Annotated in this window: 15 protein-coding genes; 11 read left to right on the top strand and 4 right to left on the bottom strand. The window is 69.1% G+C overall.

Annotation, left to right across the window (positions count from 1 at the left end):
• Positions 1 to 88 precede the first annotated feature (88 nt).
• The 5 genes from ACFJIX_RS06785 to ACFJIX_RS06765 all read left to right on the top strand — a co-directional run bounded on the left by ACFJIX_RS06785 (position 89) and on the right by ACFJIX_RS06765 (position 3,091).
• Positions 89 to 796, top strand: coding sequence for a DUF433 domain-containing protein (locus tag ACFJIX_RS06785; RefSeq protein WP_377158663.1), 708 nt, complete (start codon positions 89 to 91; stop codon positions 794 to 796).
• The gene (locus ACFJIX_RS06780; protein WP_377158662.1) at positions 793 to 1,203 is read left to right on the top strand and encodes a hypothetical protein; all 411 of its coding nucleotides are present in this window, start codon (positions 793 to 795) and stop codon (positions 1,201 to 1,203) included. Before ACFJIX_RS06785 ends, ACFJIX_RS06780 begins: the two co-directional genes overlap by 4 nt.
• A gap of 118 nt (positions 1,204 to 1,321) precedes the next feature.
• Entirely contained in the window at positions 1,322 to 1,741 is a 420-nt protein-coding gene (locus ACFJIX_RS06775; RefSeq protein ID WP_377158661.1) for a YybH family protein, read from the top strand.
• Between the two features lie 55 nt (positions 1,742 to 1,796).
• A complete protein-coding gene (locus ACFJIX_RS06770) occupies positions 1,797 to 2,363 on the top strand; it encodes a TlpA family protein disulfide reductase (protein WP_377158659.1) in 567 nt (188 codons plus the stop codon).
• Positions 2,364 to 2,413: 50 nt separating this feature from the next.
• The gene (locus ACFJIX_RS06765; protein WP_377158658.1) at positions 2,414 to 3,091 is read left to right on the top strand and encodes a penicillin-insensitive murein endopeptidase; all 678 of its coding nucleotides are present in this window, start codon (positions 2,414 to 2,416) and stop codon (positions 3,089 to 3,091) included.
• 24 nt (positions 3,092 to 3,115) lie between these two features.
• Here the strand turns inward: ACFJIX_RS06765 and ACFJIX_RS06760 are convergent, their stop codons facing one another.
• The 4 genes from ACFJIX_RS06760 to ACFJIX_RS06745 form a co-directional block, all read right to left on the bottom strand.
• Positions 3,116 to 3,850 (bottom strand): peptidase, encoded by a 735-nt coding sequence (locus tag ACFJIX_RS06760; RefSeq protein WP_377158657.1) that lies wholly within the window; start codon positions 3,848 to 3,850, stop codon positions 3,116 to 3,118.
• Between the two features lie 50 nt (positions 3,851 to 3,900).
• Entirely contained in the window at positions 3,901 to 4,740 is an 840-nt protein-coding gene (locus ACFJIX_RS06755; RefSeq protein ID WP_377158656.1) for a transglutaminase N-terminal domain-containing protein, read from the bottom strand.
• A 79-nt stretch (positions 4,741 to 4,819) separates the two neighbouring features.
• Positions 4,820 to 5,788, bottom strand: a complete 969-nt coding sequence (locus ACFJIX_RS06750; RefSeq protein WP_377158654.1) for an alpha-E domain-containing protein — start codon at positions 5,786 to 5,788, stop codon at positions 4,820 to 4,822.
• Positions 5,789 to 5,871: 83 nt separating this feature from the next.
• Complete coding sequence (locus ACFJIX_RS06745; RefSeq protein ID WP_377158653.1) at positions 5,872 to 7,299, bottom strand: circularly permuted type 2 ATP-grasp protein; 1,428 nt, start codon at positions 7,297 to 7,299, stop codon at positions 5,872 to 5,874.
• A gap of 301 nt (positions 7,300 to 7,600) precedes the next feature.
• Between ACFJIX_RS06745 and ACFJIX_RS06740 the strand changes: the two genes are divergently transcribed.
• The 6 genes from ACFJIX_RS06740 (at position 7,601) to ACFJIX_RS06715 (ending at position 14,393) form a co-directional block, all read left to right on the top strand.
• A complete protein-coding gene (locus ACFJIX_RS06740; protein WP_377158651.1) occupies positions 7,601 to 9,667 on the top strand; it encodes a diguanylate cyclase domain-containing protein in 2,067 nt (688 codons plus the stop codon).
• 108 nt (positions 9,668 to 9,775) lie between these two features.
• A complete protein-coding gene (locus tag ACFJIX_RS06735; protein ID WP_377158649.1) occupies positions 9,776 to 10,099 on the top strand; it encodes a winged helix-turn-helix domain-containing protein in 324 nt (107 codons plus the stop codon).
• Positions 10,100 to 10,160: 61 nt separating this feature from the next.
• Positions 10,161 to 10,931, top strand: coding sequence for a molybdate ABC transporter substrate-binding protein (gene modA / locus ACFJIX_RS06730; RefSeq protein WP_377158647.1), 771 nt, complete (start codon positions 10,161 to 10,163; stop codon positions 10,929 to 10,931).
• A 36-nt stretch (positions 10,932 to 10,967) separates the two neighbouring features.
• A complete protein-coding gene (gene modB, locus ACFJIX_RS06725; RefSeq protein ID WP_377158645.1) occupies positions 10,968 to 11,636 on the top strand; it encodes a molybdate ABC transporter permease subunit in 669 nt (222 codons plus the stop codon).
• Positions 11,633 to 12,316 (top strand): sulfate/molybdate ABC transporter ATP-binding protein, encoded by a 684-nt coding sequence (locus ACFJIX_RS06720; RefSeq protein ID WP_377158643.1) that lies wholly within the window; start codon positions 11,633 to 11,635, stop codon positions 12,314 to 12,316. Before modB ends, ACFJIX_RS06720 begins: the two co-directional genes overlap by 4 nt.
• 271 nt (positions 12,317 to 12,587) lie before the next feature.
• Complete coding sequence (locus ACFJIX_RS06715) at positions 12,588 to 14,393, top strand: hypothetical protein (protein ID WP_377158641.1); 1,806 nt, start codon at positions 12,588 to 12,590, stop codon at positions 14,391 to 14,393.
• The last annotated feature ends 93 nt before the right edge of the window (positions 14,394 to 14,486 follow it).

Genomic DNA, 14,486 nt, shown 5'->3' with positions numbered 1-14,486 from the left:
GGGGGGCGCCCGATGGGGCGTGTCCCAGCGGCAACATCCCCCGCCGGCTCGATGCCGGACTCACGAGGCGTTCCTAAACTGCTTCGTCATGAGTCAACGTCATTCGCTTGTCGGTACCGGTCTTTACCGCATTCCTCGCGCTGCCCAATTGGTCGGCGCCGATGTGCGCAACGTGCGCCGATGGCTGAAAGGCTATTCGCGCCGGACGGCCTCAGGGACGTCGATCACCCAGCCCTTGTGGCTTCTCCAGTACGCCGACGATGAAGAGATCGGCGGCGACTACGTGCTGGGTTTCAAGGACCTGATGGAACTGCGGATGGTCACGCAGCTGATCCGGCAAGGCGTGTCCTTGCAGGCGGTCCGCGCGACGATTGAAGTGGCCCGGGAAGACCTGGGTCCATACCCGTTGCAGTCCAAGCGCTTCCTGACAGATGGAAAGCGCATCTTCATGGATGTGGTCGGCGCCTCCGCGCAGGATCGACGGCTGGTGGATGTTCGGCGGCGTCAGTACGTTTTCGATCGGATCGTCAGGCCGGCCTTGAAAGATCAGATCGACTTCGACGGCAACGGTCAGCCTTTGCGATGGTTTCCGTTGCCGAGGAAGCGACTGATCGTGATTGATCCGTCCCGCCAGTTCGGGCATCCCATCATCGAGCGTACCGGCGTTCCGACCATCACCGTCCACCAGTCCTACATGGCAGAGAAGGGCGCCTTGGACTTCGTCTCGAGGCTCTGGCGTGCGACACCTCAGGAAGTCATGGCGGCCGTCGAGTTCGAGCAAAGGGTCGCCGCATGAAGGTGATGTTCGACAACAACCTTTCGGAGACCATTGCTCGCGCGATGGCGGTTCTGTCCGAGGAGAAGCATCTCGCGGAGCGGGTCGTGCATCTGCAGGAAGTGTTTCCTGCGCACATGGCCGACACGGCATGGATGGATGGACTCGGAGTGCAGGGATCTTGCTGGGTCGTGATCACGCGCGATCAGCTGAACAAGCGGGCGGGTGAAGAGCGCAAGGCGATACGACGAAACGGTTTGATCGCCTATGTGCTCGACAACCAATGGGCGTCCCAGACGTTCTGGCCGATGGCCTCCCGGTTGGTCGATTGGTGGCCGCTCATCGTCCTGCATGCGCGCACCGCGAGCGCTGGCGTCTACCGCGTTCCTTGGAAGAAGGGCACGGCGCGTCAGCTGACTTCCTGCTGAAGATCGGTTCGTGCCTAGACTTCGCCTCGAACTCCGAGGAGCCCCGCCATGCCCGATCGCCGCTTGATCCTTCGATCCTCGCTTGCGCTGACGTCCGGTGCGTTCGAGTGCGACCGCCATGACCTCCTCGACGGCTGCGGCGTCTTCCGCCAAAGCCAGCGTCGGCGACAGCAATCCTGTGCGCGCCGCCGAAGTCGCCTTCGCGGCCACGATGGCGAAGCGGGACTTCAAGGCCTTCGCCGAGTTCATCGCCGAGGACGCCGTCTTCATCGACGGGAAGCAGCCGCTGCGCGGCCGGGCCGCCGTGCTGGCGCACTGGAAGCGCTTCTTCGACGGCGCAGAAGCGCCGTTCTCCTGGGCGCCCGATCTCGTCGAAGTGCTGCCCGACGGCAAGCTCGGGTACTCCACCGGACCGGTGCATGTGAAGGACAAGCTGGTCGCGCGTTTCGCCTCCACATGGCGGCTCGGCGCCGACGGCCGCTGGCGGGTCGTCTTCGACAACGGCAGCGAGGTCTGCGACTGCAAGCCGCCGCGTTAGCATCACTCCCCACGCACGCGGCGTCTCGACCGCGAGCCGTGACAGGGAGTCACCCATGAGATTCGAGGTCGGAGCGCGCCGTCTGGCGGGAACCTTGCTGGCCGCGTGCGCCTTGATCGCAGGGACTGTGCACGCCGAAGGCCTGAAGCGCGGCGACCTCGCGCCTGAACGGCTCGGCCGCACCTTGGACGGGGACGAGCTGAACCTCGCCAAGCATCGCGGGCAGATCGTCGTCGTCACCTTCTGGGCGACCTGGTGCCCGTACTGCCTCAAGGAGCTGCCTCAGCTCGAAAGCCTGCAGGGCGTCGCCAAGGAGCGTCTGCGGGTGATCGCGGTGAACACCGAGGACAAGAAGGTCTTCCGCCGCGTGGCCGGCATCATGAAGGACTTCAAGCTCCAGCTCGTCAACGACGCCGACAAGTCTGCGCAGCGGGCCTACGGCGTGAACGCGCTGCCGCATCTGTTCATCATCGACCGCGACGGCCGCATCGCCGCGATGCACCGCGGCTACGGCGAGGACTCGCTGGAACGGATCCTCGAAGAGATCAACGCGCAGCTCGCGAAGCCGGTCCCGCCGGCGGCCGAGGGTGGCGCGGCCACATCCGGACCGTCCGCGCCTTGAATCGCACGACAGCACTGCGGCGACCGACGCCGTGGCTCCTTGGCGTCTCGGTGGCGATCGCTTTCCTCCCGTCGATCGGAGCCGCCGCCGAAAGCCGTTGTTTCGGCACCGTGGCCAACGGGCGCATCGCCGACAGCGTCCGCCTCCCGTTGAGCGGTCCGAACTTCTCGGCGTACAGCACGATCGCCGCCGGTGCGGGCCGAACCTACGTGCACTCGTCGGTGGCGCAGATCGTCGAGCGCAGCTACCGGACCTTGGAGACCGCGCTCCCAGGCACCGTTTTCGTCTATGGCGAAACCGGCCTCGCCGACGGTGGGCGCTTCAAGCCGCATCGCACCCATCAGAACGGCACCTCGGTGGACTTCTTCGTCCCCGTCAGGGACGGCAAGGACCGGTCAGTGCCGCTGCCCACGCCCGTCACGCAGCGCTTCGGCTACGACATCGAGTTCGACCGGGCGGCGCGGCATGGCGAGTACCGCATCGACTTCGAGGCGATGGCGGAGCATCTTTACCAGCTCGACGTAGCGGCGAGAGCGGAGGGCACGGGCATTGCGCAGGTGATCTTCGATCGTGCCTTTCTGCCGAAACTCTTCGCCACGAAGCGCGGCCCGTGGCTGGAGAAGCACCTCAGCTTCATGCGAAGCAAGCCGTGGGTGCGCCATGACGAGCATTACCACGTGGACTTCGCGATCCGCTGCAAGGCGGCGTCGACAGCCTCTCGCTCTTGAGCCGCCAGCAGCGGCCCGGTCCGCTCACGCGAACCAGTCTTCGTCCGGCAGCTGCTCGAACACGCGCTTCAAGCCGCCGCCCCAGCCCTGGCTGATCGTCTTGAAGTAGGGATCATCCTTGGTGATCCGGTGCGGTTCGGCCGGCGCGAAGCTGTCGGTCTTGTAGAGCAGCATGTCGATCGGCAGCCCCACGGACAGGTTGCTGCGGATCGTCGAGTCGAACGAGATCAGCGCGCACTTCGTGGCCTCGGCCAGCGAGCTGTCGAAGTCGATGACGCGGTCGATGATCGGCTTGCCGTACTTGGACTCGCCGATCTGCACGTAGGGCGTGTCCTCCGTCGCCTCGATGAAGTTGCCTTGCGGATAGACGTGGAAGACGCGCGGCGCTTCGCCCCGGATCTGCCCGCCGACGATGAAATTGGCGCCGAAGTCCACGCCCTGGTTCAGCTGGCCGACGCCGTCGCTGTCGCGCGCGACGACTTCCTTGAGCGTCTTGCCCACCAGCTCCGCGACGTCGTACATCGACGTCAGGTTCATCAGGTGCCGGCCGTCGGCCGAGGCGCGCTGGCGCAGCAGGCTCACCACGCTCTGCGTGGTCGCCAGATTGCCGGCCGTGAGCAGCGTGACGAGGCGCTCGCCGGGCTGCTCGAACAGATTCATCTTGCGGAACGTGGCGATGTGATCCACGCCCGCATTCGTCCGCGAATCCGACGCGAACAGCAGGCCGGCACGCAGCCGCATGGCAACACAGTAAGTCATGGGCGGAAGGTTAGCGCATCAGGCTGGCGGCGCGCCGTCGTGGTGCATGCTCATTGCTGGTCGGTCGTGCCGGGCTTCACGTGCACTTCCGCCCGCATCGTCTCCAGTCCGCCCCCCGTGCGCACACCGCGCACCGGGCAGGCGTCCAGGTAGTCCGCGCCGGTCGCCAGCTTCACGTAGCGCCCGTCCGCCAGGCACTGGTTGCTGATGTCGTAGCCCAGCCAGCCTCCGGCCATGCCGTGCGCGGGGGCGGTGGCGTCGGCCGCGGGCAGGCGCACCTCCGCCCAGGCGTGGCTCGCCACATGCTCGAAATCCGTCGCGAGGTAACCCGACACGTAACGCGCCGGCAGCCCCAGCAGCCGCGCGCAGCAGACAAAGACCTGCGCATGGTCCTGGCAGACGCCGTGACCCGTCTCGAAGGCCTCCGCCGCGGGCGTCGCGGCATCGGTATAGCCCCGCACGTAAGGCATGCGCTCGCCGATGGCCGCCATCAACGCCAGCAGTGCGCCGTGCGCGTCGGCCTTCGCCGCGTCCGCGAAGCCACCGGCGAACAGCCGCAACTGCTCGTCCGCGCGCGTCAGCGCGCTGTCGCGCAGGAACAGCGGGGAGGGCAACTCTTCTTCGGGGTCCGGCGTGGGCGGCGCGTCATCGGTGTCGACCTCGCCGATCGCGCGCAGCACGATGTCGCGCCGCGGCCCGTCCAGGCTCAGCACGTGCATGGTGTTGCCGAACGCGTCCTTGCAGGCGCTGGCGGGCGACGGCAGTTCCAGCTGCCAGTGCAGCACGCGCAGGCCGCGCGTCGGGCGCGGCGTCAGCCGCAGGTACTGCGTGCTGCGCGCCACGGGTGAGTCATAGGCGTAGACGGTCTCGTGCGAGATGTGCAGATGCATGGCGCTCTTTCTGTGCGGTGGGGCCCTCGGATCCGGAGGATCGAAGGGGTCGTGCGGCCGGGCGGTCGCCCGCCTGCCGTCACTGCGCCTCGAAGTAGGCCTGCTGGATGTCGCGGCCCAGCCGTGCCGAATCCTGCAGGAAGCCCGTCAACCAGGGGTGCAGCCCCTGGTCGAGGATCTCATCCACCGCACCATACTCCAGCCGCAGCGCGAGCCGGCCGGCGCTCTGCTTGACATTGCGGCCCGCGTCCTCGGCGCCCTCGCGCGCTTCGATCTGCGGCAGCACCGCGCGGATCTCGTCGCAGCAGGCGCGCAGCGAGCGCGGCACGTCCGGACGCAGGATCAGCAGCTCGGTCACGCGGCGGCCGTTCAAGCTGTCGCGATAGGCCGCGTGGTACGCCTCGAACGCCGACAGCGACCGCAGCAGCGCATTCCAGGCGTAGAAGTCGGGCGCGCTTTCGCTCGGCGCGTCGACCGGCGCCAGCGTGTCCACGGCCGGCGCGATCAGCTGCGACTTCACGTCGAGCAGCCGCGCGGTGTTGTCCGCGCGCTCGACGAAGGTGCCGAGCCGGATGAAGCAGTACGCGTCGTTGCGCTGCAGCGTGCCGTAGGTCGCGCCGCGGAACAGGTGGGAGCGCTCCTTCACCCAGTCGAAGAACGACGAAGGCTCGGCCACGCCCTTGCGCGCGAGCTCGCGGGCTTCCAGCCAGCTGGTGTTGATGGCTTCCCACATCTCGGCGGTGATCTGGCCGCGCACCGCGTGCGCGTTCTCGCGCGCCTGCCGGATGCAGGACAGCACCGAGGCCGGGTTCTCCAGGTCGATCCCCATGAAGCGGAAGAGCTGCGCGGCGCTCAACTGCGGGTGCCGCGCCTGATAGGCCTCGAGCGTGCCGGTCACGGCGAGCGGCGCGGCGAGTTCCGTCGCCGCGCCGCGCGATTGCGGCAGCAGCGACAGCGAATGCGTGACGTCGAGCATGCGCACCAGGTTCTCGGCGCGCTCCATGTAGCGGCTCATCCAGTAGAGCTGTGCGGCGGTACGGCTGAGCATTCAAGCCTCCCGCCGGGCCGACCCAAGGGGGGCGTGCGCCCCCTCGGGGGGCAGCGAACGAAGTGAGCGTGGGGGCTTCATCATTAGTTCTCCAGGATCCAGGTGTCCTTGGTGCCGCCACCCTGGGACGAATTGACGACCAGCGAGCCTGCCTTCAGCGCCACGCGCGTCAGGCCGCCGGCGACCATGTTGACCTCGCGCCCCGAGAGCACGAAGGGCCGCAGGTCGATGTGACGCGGCGCGATGCCGCGCTCGACGAAGGTCGGGCAGCTCGACAGGCACAGCGTCGGCTGCGCGATGTAGTTCGAGGGGTCGGCCTTGACGCGTTCCTTGAAGGCCGCGACCTCGGCGGCGGTCGAGGCCGGTCCGACCAGCATCCCGTAACCGCCGGCGCCGTGCACCTCCTTCACCACCAGCTCGGCCATGTTGGCGAGCACGTGGTCCAGGTCCTGCGGCTTGCGGCACTGCCAGGTCGGCACGTTGTGCAGGATGGGTTCCTCGCCGAGGTAGAAGCGGACCATGTCCGGCACGTACGGGTAGATGGACTTGTCGTCCGCCACGCCGGTGCCGACCGCGTTGGCCAGCACCACGTGGCCCTGCTTGTAGACCGACAGCAGCCCCGGCACGCCCAGCATCGAATCCGACCGGAAGGCCAGCGGGTCGAGGAAGGCGTCGTCGATGCGGCGGTAGATCACGTCGACGCGCTTGGGGCCGACGGTGGTCCGCATGAACACGAAGCCGTCCTTGACGAACAGGTCCTGGCCCTCGACCAGCTCCACGCCCATCTGCTGCGCGAGGAAGGCATGCTCGAAGTAGGCGGAATTGAACGGCCCCGGCGTCATCACGACGACGGTCGGGTTGTCCGCCAGGCTGGCCTGGCGCAGCGTGTTCAGCAGCAGCGCCGGGTAGTGCGCGACCGGCGCGATCGGATACTTCGCGAACAGCTCCGGGAAGAGCCGCATCATCATCTTGCGGTTCTCCAGCATGTAGCTGACGCCGGAAGGCACCCGCAGGTTGTCTTCCAGCACGTAATAACCGCCGTCGGAGTGCCGGATCAGGTCCACCCCGGTGATGTGGGCGTAGACGCCCAGCGGCAGGTCCAGCCCCTGCATCGCCGGCTGGTACTGCGCGTTGGCGAAGACCTGCTCGGCGGGGATCAGGCCGGCCTTCACGATCTCATGGTCGTGGTAGATGTCCCACAGGAAGCGGTTGAGCGCGGTGACGCGCTGGCGCAGACCGCGCTCCAGCATCCGCCAGTCGTCGGCGGGCACGATGCGCGGGACGGTGTCGAAGGGGATCAGGCGCTCGGCGCCGGCCTCGTCCCCGTAGACGGCGAAGGTGATGCCGACCTTGTGGAACAGCAGGTCGGCCTCGGCCCGCTTCTTGGCGAGGGCGTCGGGCGTCTGCGCGTGCAGCCAGTCCGCGAAGTCCTGGTAACTGGGCCGGATCGCGCCGCTTTGCAGCAGCATCTCGTCATAGTGGCCAGCGGCCGGAAGGGTCAGCGCATGCATGAGGTCTCCAGGGGACGGACCGCCTCCGGTTGGCGGTCGGGAAGGGCAGGTTGCAAGCCTCGTGCCCACCCCGGTCCGGCGGACGGGCGGGCAACGCCTCCAGCTTGATCGCTTTTGGTGCGCCTGCAAAGCCCGCCCCGCGACGGTGCCCGGACAGGGTCGGTCTTTGCCCGCCGCTGGTGCAGTGGCACTATCCCGCGTTGCGGGTCGGCCCGGCTCTCGCTACAACTGTCGCGATGCATGAGAACACGCAGGTCCTGCCCCCCCGCCAGCCCCCGGCGGGCCCCCCGGTTCCGGCGGCGTGAACGCCGACGGCTTCGTCCCCCCGCGCGGCTCGCGCGCCTCGCTGGGCCGCTGGCTGACCGCCATGGTGCTGGCGGCGGTGGCGGTGGCGCTGCTGACCTCTGCGGTGCTGATCGAGAACTTCGCCCGCGCCCATGCCGAGCGCCGCGCGGTCGAGTCGCTGCGGCAGGTCGCGGTCGACTTCCGCGACGCGCTCGATCGCGGCATGGCGCAGCAGTTCAAGGAAGTGCGGGTGCTGGCGCAGCTGGAGCCCTTCCGACGTTTCGACGATCCCGAGGCGATGCGCCGCGCGCTGGATCAGGTGCAGGTGGGCTTCGACCACTTCGCGTGGCTGGGCGTGACCGACGGGCAGGGCAAGGTGCTGGCGGCCGCCGGGGGGCTGCTGGACGGTGTCGACGTTTCCAAGCGTCCATGGTGGCAGGGGGCGAAGGGCGGCCAGCCTTTCGTTGGCGACGTGCATGCGGCCCTGCTGCTGGAGAAGCTGCTGCCGCGCCAGAACGAGCCGTGGCGCTTCGTCGACTTCGCGATCCCGTTGCTCGACAGCCGCGGCCAGCTGCAGGGCGTGTTCGGCGTTCACCTGAGCTGGGGCTGGGCGCGGCAGATCAAGAGCGAACTGATCGACGCGACGATGGCCTCCCACCAGGCCGATGCACTGGTGCTCGGCAAGGATGGCGTGGTGATCCTGGGGCCGTCGGACCGAGAGGGCAAACCGATGCCGATCGGCACCGAGCACGGCCAGGGCCTGCGGCACCACGAGGCCGACGGGGTCGACTACTTCGCCGTCAGCGTGCCCAGCCAGGGTTACGGCCTTTATCCCGGCCTGGGCTGGACGGTGCTGGTGAGGCAGCCGGTGGCGGTGGCGCTGGCGGACTACTACGGGTTGCGGCGCCAGATCATGCTCAGCGCGTTGCTGCTGCTGGCGATGGCCGTGCCGCTGAGCTGGTGGCTGGCGCGGCGCATGAGCCGGCCGCTGCACCAACTGGCCAAGGCGATCGCGCAGCGCCGTCACCTGAGCGAGGACGCGCTCCCCACTGTCGGCGGCTACCGCGAGGCGGCGGTGCTGTCGCACGCGCTGAACGAGCTGGCGGAACGGCAGGTGGCGCAGGACCGCTCGCTGGCGGAGCTGAACGCGTCGCTGGAGCTGCGCGTCGAGGCGCGCACGCTGGAGCTGCACGATGCGATGCTGCGGCAGGAGGCCAGCGAGCGCCGGCTGCGCACGATCGCGGACAACCTCCCGGTGCTGATCTCCTACATCGACGCGGAGGAGCGCTTGCGTTTCCTCAACGCGACCTTCCGGACCTGGATGGGCATGGAGCCGGAGGCCGCGCTGGACCGGCCGCTGGCCGAGGTCATCGGGCCGGTGCTGCATGCGCAGCGGCAACCCTTCCTGAAGGCGGCGCTGGCCGGTGCGCGGCAGCGTTTCGAGACGCGCTCCGAATCCAACGGCGTGGTGCGCGACATGCTCGCCGAGTACGTGCCCGACCTGCGTCCCGACGGCAGCGTCGCGGGCGTGTACACGTTGGCGACCGACATCACGCCCTTCAAGCAGGTGGAGCGGGAACTGGACCAGCTCAGCCGCGTGGACCCGTTGACCGGGTTGCCGAACCGGCGCCAGTTCGAGTCCCGCCTCGCCGACGCCATCGCCCGCACGCGTCGGAACGAGCGCACGATGGCGCTGATGTTCCTGGACCTGGACCACTTCAAGCAGGTGAACGATTCGATGGGGCATGCGGCGGGGGACGTGGTGCTGAGGGCCTTCGCCGACCGCGTGCGCGGCGCGATCCGCGAGACCGACCAGCTCTGCCGCCTGGCCGGCGACGAGTTCGTCCTGATCATCGAGAACCTGCATGCCCCCCAGGAGGCGGCGCTCGTCGCGGAGAAGGTGCTGGCGGTGGTGAAGGCGCCGCTGACCTTGCAGGGGCAGGACCTGCAGCTGTCGACCAGCATCGGCATCGCCTGCCATGACGGCGGGGCCGAGGGCGACGTGGCCTTGCTCGGCCGCGCCGACAACGCGCTCTATGCCGCGAAGGCCGCCGGACGAGGCTGCTGGAAGTTGGCGGACTGAGCGCGCGCTCCGGGCGCGGCTTCGGGTGTAATGCGCGACATGGTTGCCCGCTCGACTCCCGCTCCGTCCACGTCCAAACCGGCGCTGAAGCCAGCGCTCAAGTTCCGCATGCGCGTCACCATCGGCGAAGTCATCGCCATCGGGCCCGGCAAGATCGCGTTGCTGGAAGCGCTCGACGAGACAGGCTCCATCACCGCGGCGGCGAAGTCGCTGGACATGTCCTATCGCCGCGCGTGGCTGCTGATCGATGAGACCAACCGCGCGCTCAAGGAACCCGCCGTTGCCACCGCCGCCGGTGGCGCCAAAGGCGGCGGGAGCGCGCTCACCGAGTCCGGTCGGGCGCTGATCTCGCTCTATCGGCAGATCGAGGAGACCGCACTGGCAGCCTGCAAAGGCGAGATCAAGCAGCTGATGAAGCTCCTCGCCGCCTGAGGCGCAATATCCTGGGATATATTGCGAGCCTCCTCCGTGTCCGCCCTTCCAGGGACTCGCCATGCGCTCGATTCTTCCCGTCCAGATCGCTCGCCGAGCCGCCGTGCTGAGCCTCGCGCTGATGGCCGCCAGCCTCGCGCAAGCAGCGGACGTGACCGTCTCCGCCGCCGCCAGCCTGACCAACGCGTTCAAGGAACTGGCCCCGGCTTTCGAGGCCGCGCATCCGGGCACCAAGGTCCAGTTCAACTTCGCCGCGTCGGACGCGCTGCTCGCACAGATCACCAAGGGCGCGCCGGTCGACGTCTTCGCGTCGGCCGACCAGGAGACGATGGACAAGGCCCAGCAGCAGAAGCTGCTGGTCGACGGCACGCGGCGCAACTTCGTCAGCAACGCGCTGGTCGTCATCACGCCGGCCGAGAACGGCGTCGCGCTGAAGACGCTCGCCGATCTGCAGCAGGCGGGCGTGAAGCGCATCGCCCTCGGCAAGCCGGAAGGCGTGCCTGCCGGCCGTTATGCCAAGGGCGCGCTGGAGAAGGCCAAGCTGTGGACAGCCGTCGAGCCGAAGGCGGTCTACGCGCAGAATGTGCGCCAGGCGCTGGACTACGTCTCGCGCGGCGAGACCGAGGCCGGCTTCGTCTACGCGACCGACGCCCTCGTGCTGAAGGACAAGGTCCGCATCCTGTTCAGCGTGCCGACCGAGACGCCGATCTCCTATCCGATCGCCATCACCAACGGCGGCACGAATGCCGCGGGCGGCAGGCAGTTCCTGGACTTCGTCGCCTCGGCCGCCGGTCAGGCGGTGCTGGCCAGACATGGCTTCCAGAAGCCCTGAACGGCCGCTGACATCCGGCTGAGGAGCGGCACCCCCGTGGAACCTGCCTGGATCGCGCTCGCCTTGTCGCTGAAGGTCGCCGGCTGGGCGACCGCGCTCAATCTGGTGCTCGGGGTGGTCGCCGGCTTCGCGCTCGCGCGTCTGCGCTTTCCGGGCCGGGAGCTGCTCGACGCCGTGCTGACGCTGCCGATGGTGCTGCCGCCGACGGTGCTCGGCTACTACCTGCTCGTGGTCATCGGCAAGCGCGGCTGGCTGGGCGCGTGGCTGTGGGAGACCTTCGGCATCAACCTGATCTTCACCTGGCAGGGCGCGGTGATCGCGGCAACGATCGTCGCCTTCCCGCTGGTCATGAAGTCCGCGCGTGCCGCGTTCGAGGGCGTCGATCCGCAGCTGGAGCGCGCCGGCCGGGTGCTGGGGCTCAATGAATGGGCGCTGTTCTTCCGCGTGACACTGCCGATGGCGTGGCGCGGCGTGCTGGCCGGCGTGCTGCTGGCCTTCGCCCGCGCGCTGGGCGAGTTCGGCGCGACGCTGATGGTCGCGGGCAGCATCCCGGGCAAGACGCAGACGCTGTCGGTCGCGGTCTACGAGGCGGTGCAGGCCGGGCAGGACGACACCGCCAACCTGCTGGTGCTGATCGTGTCGCTGACCTGCGTCGTGGTGCTGCTGGCCGCCGGCCGGCTGGCCGGACCGAGGAGCGGCGCATGAGCTTCGAGGTGCGCATCCGCAAGCATGTCGAGGGCGGCGGGCGTCGCTTCGAGCTCGATGTCGCCTTCCGCACCGACGCGCGGCGGACGGTGATCTACGGGCCCTCGGGCGCCGGCAAGAGCCTGACGCTGCAGGCGATCGCGGGCCTGTTGAAGCCCGACGCCGGCACGATCCACATCGACGGTCATCCGGTCTTCGACAGCGCATCGCGCATCGACGTGCCGGCCCGCGAGCGGCGGCTGGGCTATCTGTTCCAGGACTACGCGCTGTTCCCGCGGCTGACGGTGCGGCAGAACATCGCCTTCGCCCTGAAGCGCGGTTGGCGGAACCCGTCACGCCACGAGGGCGGCGAGGCGGTCGACCGCTGGATCCAGGCCTTCGAGCTGGAACGCGTCGCGCAGCAGCGACCGCACCAGTTGTCCGGAGGACAGCGTCAGCGCACCGCGCTGGCGCGCGCGCTGGTGAACGAGCCGCGCGCGCTGCTGCTCGACGAGCCGTTCTCCGCGCTGGATCCGGCGTTGCGCGGCCGCATGCGGACGGAGCTCGATACGCTGCTCGAGCGCGTCGGCGTGCCGATGCTGATGATCACGCACGACCCCGAGGATCTGGCGCGCTTCGGCGACCACCGCGTGATGCTCCGCGACGGCAGGGTGCGCGAGGCCGAGTCCGAAGGATCCTGACAGCGCTCGTCGTCCGGACCCTGAGAATCAGGCGTCATGGAGGGCGACGTGGGAAGCGACGACATGCGGCAGTCAGAGGCGGGGCCGGAGGCGGACGGGGTCAGTCATTGCGACCTTGTCATGAAGGGCGGTGTCACCAGCGGCGTCATCTATCCGCGGCTGGTGGCCGGGCTCTCCGATCGATACCGGTTCAAGAACATCGGCGGCACCTCGGCCGGCGCGATCGCGGCCGGGGCGAGCGCCGCGGCGGAATTCGGCCGTCAGCGCGGCCATGCCGGCGCTTTCGAGCGGCTGGCCCGGCTGCCGGAGGAACTCGGGCGCCGAACTCCCCGGGGCAAGACGCGGCCCCGCTCGCAGCCGGCTGTTCACGCTCTTCCAGCCGGTCCCCGCGCTGCGCCGCCACTTCGATGTGCTGACGCGGGCGCTCGGCAAGCCGGTGGGCGCGGCGGTGGCGTCGGTCCTCGGCGGGATGGTCGCGATGCACGGCCTCGCGGCACTGGCGATCGCCGGCATTGGCGCCGCCTTGCTTGTGCCCTATGCCGGGCTGCTCATGCCGGACGCAGGGACCGGGCCCTGGCAGAAGCTGCTCGCGGTCGCGGGGCTGGCGGTGATCGTGGCACTCGTGGCGGCAGCCGTTGCCGGGACCGTGCTGCTGCTCTTCACCCGAGGCTTGCTCCGCGGGCTCAAGGACAACGGCTATGGCCTGTGCAGCGGCCAGACCCAGCCGGGCCACGAGGGACCAGCCGCGCTCACCGACTGGCTCCACGTCTATTTCAACGAGCTCGCCGGCAAGAGCGTCGATGGCCCGCCGTTGAGCTTCGGCGACCTGTGGGGACCGGACCCGGCGACGCGGCGCATCAACCTCGAGGTGATCACCAGCGCGGTCAGCCAGCAGATGGTCTACAGCATCCCGTTCCGGCCCGGGACGCCGATGTTCTATTACGACCCGACGGAGTGGTCGCGGCTGTTCCCGCCCGCGGTGATGGCGGCGTTGGCGGCCCCGTTCGGCAGTGGCCATGACGGTCCAGTGATCGAGAGCGCCCAGGGCCGCGAGCTGCGCCCGCTGCCCCGGCATGGCGATCTGCCGGTGGTGGTGGCGATCCGGATGAGCCTCAGCTTTCCGCTGCTGCTGTCGGCGGTACCGCTGTACGCCGTGGACTGGTCGCGCACGGCCAACCAGCGCACGCAGGCCGCGGTGACGGCCGAGGAGCGCCGCGGCCTGAGACTGCGGGCGACGCGCATCTGGTTCTCGGACGGCGGCATCGGCAGCAACCTGCCGCTGCACCTGTTCGACGCGATGCTGCCGCGCCATCCAACCTTCGCGGTCAACCTGAAGCGCCCGCATCCGGACCACGTGATCCGACCCGAGGACCCGGGCAACGAGGGCGGGCGGATCTACCTGCCCGAGGACGACCGCGGCGGCCGCCTGCGCTACTGGCCGGAGCCGGACCTGGTCGACGGCTGGGAGCAACACCCGCCGCAGGCGCGGGAGAAGGCGCCGCTGGCGGGCCTGGCCGGCTTCCTGTGGAGCATCGTCGCGACGATGCAGAACTGGCGCGACGAGATCCTGTTCCCCACGCCGGGCTTCCGCGACCGCATCGTCCAGATCAGCCAGAAGGCCGACGAGGGCGGGCTCAACCTCGCGATGCCCGCCGGCACGATCGCCGCGCTGGCGGAGGCGGGCGACATGGCGGCTCGGCGCCTGGTGGCGCGTTTCCACCCGTCGGGCGCCGAGGGCGGGGCAGGCTGGGACAGCCATCGGCGCGCCAGGCTGACGACCTTCCTCGGCGTGATGCAGCCGGCGACCGTGGAGTTGGCGTCGGTGATGGCGTCGGTGATGGCGACAGGCACGAGCAGGAGCACCGGGTCGGGGACGGTGGCGGACTGGCTGGTGCTGCTCGACACGGATACGCGTTACCAGCGCTCGTCGGCGATGCGGGCCGAGGCGGCGCGGTTCCTCACCGGCCTGGACGGCATCGGCGCCGCGACGCCGCGCAAGCTTTCGGGTCAGCCGCGCACGCTGGATGTCGGCTCGCTCAAGCCCCTCCCTCAGGTGCGATTGACGCCCCGGATCTGAGCATCGCCCACACCTGTGCCAAGCTTTCCACAGGGCCGACGCCTCTTAACGGCGGCTTGAGATGGGTGTACGGTGGGGGTGCCAACATCGTGC

It is taken from the genome of Roseateles sp. UC29_93, from assembly GCF_042695725.1.
GTDB lineage: Bacteria > Pseudomonadota > Gammaproteobacteria > Burkholderiales > Burkholderiaceae_C > Roseateles > Roseateles noduli_A.
The sequence above is the reverse complement of the archived record's forward strand: the minus strand, read 5'-3'. Positions and strand labels throughout refer to the sequence as shown.

Excerpts from the sequence above, each read along its gene's own strand:
- ACFJIX_RS06785 (WP_377158663.1), top strand. The coding sequence starts at position 89 with ATGAGTCAACGTCATTCGCTTGTCGGTACCGGTCTTTACCGCATTCCT.
- ACFJIX_RS06780 (WP_377158662.1), top strand. The coding sequence starts at position 793 with ATGAAGGTGATGTTCGACAACAACCTTTCGGAGACCATTGCTCGCGCG.
- ACFJIX_RS06775 (WP_377158661.1), top strand. The coding sequence starts at position 1,322 with ATGACCTCCTCGACGGCTGCGGCGTCTTCCGCCAAAGCCAGCGTCGGC.
- ACFJIX_RS06770 (WP_377158659.1), top strand. The coding sequence starts at position 1,797 with ATGAGATTCGAGGTCGGAGCGCGCCGTCTGGCGGGAACCTTGCTGGCC.
- ACFJIX_RS06760 (WP_377158657.1), bottom strand. The coding sequence starts at position 3,850 with ATGACTTACTGTGTTGCCATGCGGCTGCGTGCCGGCCTGCTGTTCGCG.
- ACFJIX_RS06755 (WP_377158656.1), bottom strand. The coding sequence starts at position 4,740 with ATGCATCTGCACATCTCGCACGAGACCGTCTACGCCTATGACTCACCC.
- ACFJIX_RS06750 (WP_377158654.1), bottom strand. The coding sequence starts at position 5,788 with ATGCTCAGCCGTACCGCCGCACAGCTCTACTGGATGAGCCGCTACATG.
- ACFJIX_RS06745 (WP_377158653.1), bottom strand. The coding sequence starts at position 7,299 with ATGCATGCGCTGACCCTTCCGGCCGCTGGCCACTATGACGAGATGCTG.
- ACFJIX_RS06735 (WP_377158649.1), top strand. The coding sequence starts at position 9,776 with ATGCGCGTCACCATCGGCGAAGTCATCGCCATCGGGCCCGGCAAGATC.
- modA (WP_377158647.1), top strand. The coding sequence starts at position 10,161 with ATGCGCTCGATTCTTCCCGTCCAGATCGCTCGCCGAGCCGCCGTGCTG.
- ACFJIX_RS06720 (WP_377158643.1), top strand. The coding sequence starts at position 11,633 with ATGAGCTTCGAGGTGCGCATCCGCAAGCATGTCGAGGGCGGCGGGCGT.
- ACFJIX_RS06715 (WP_377158641.1), top strand. The coding sequence starts at position 12,588 with ATGCCGGCGCTTTCGAGCGGCTGGCCCGGCTGCCGGAGGAACTCGGGC.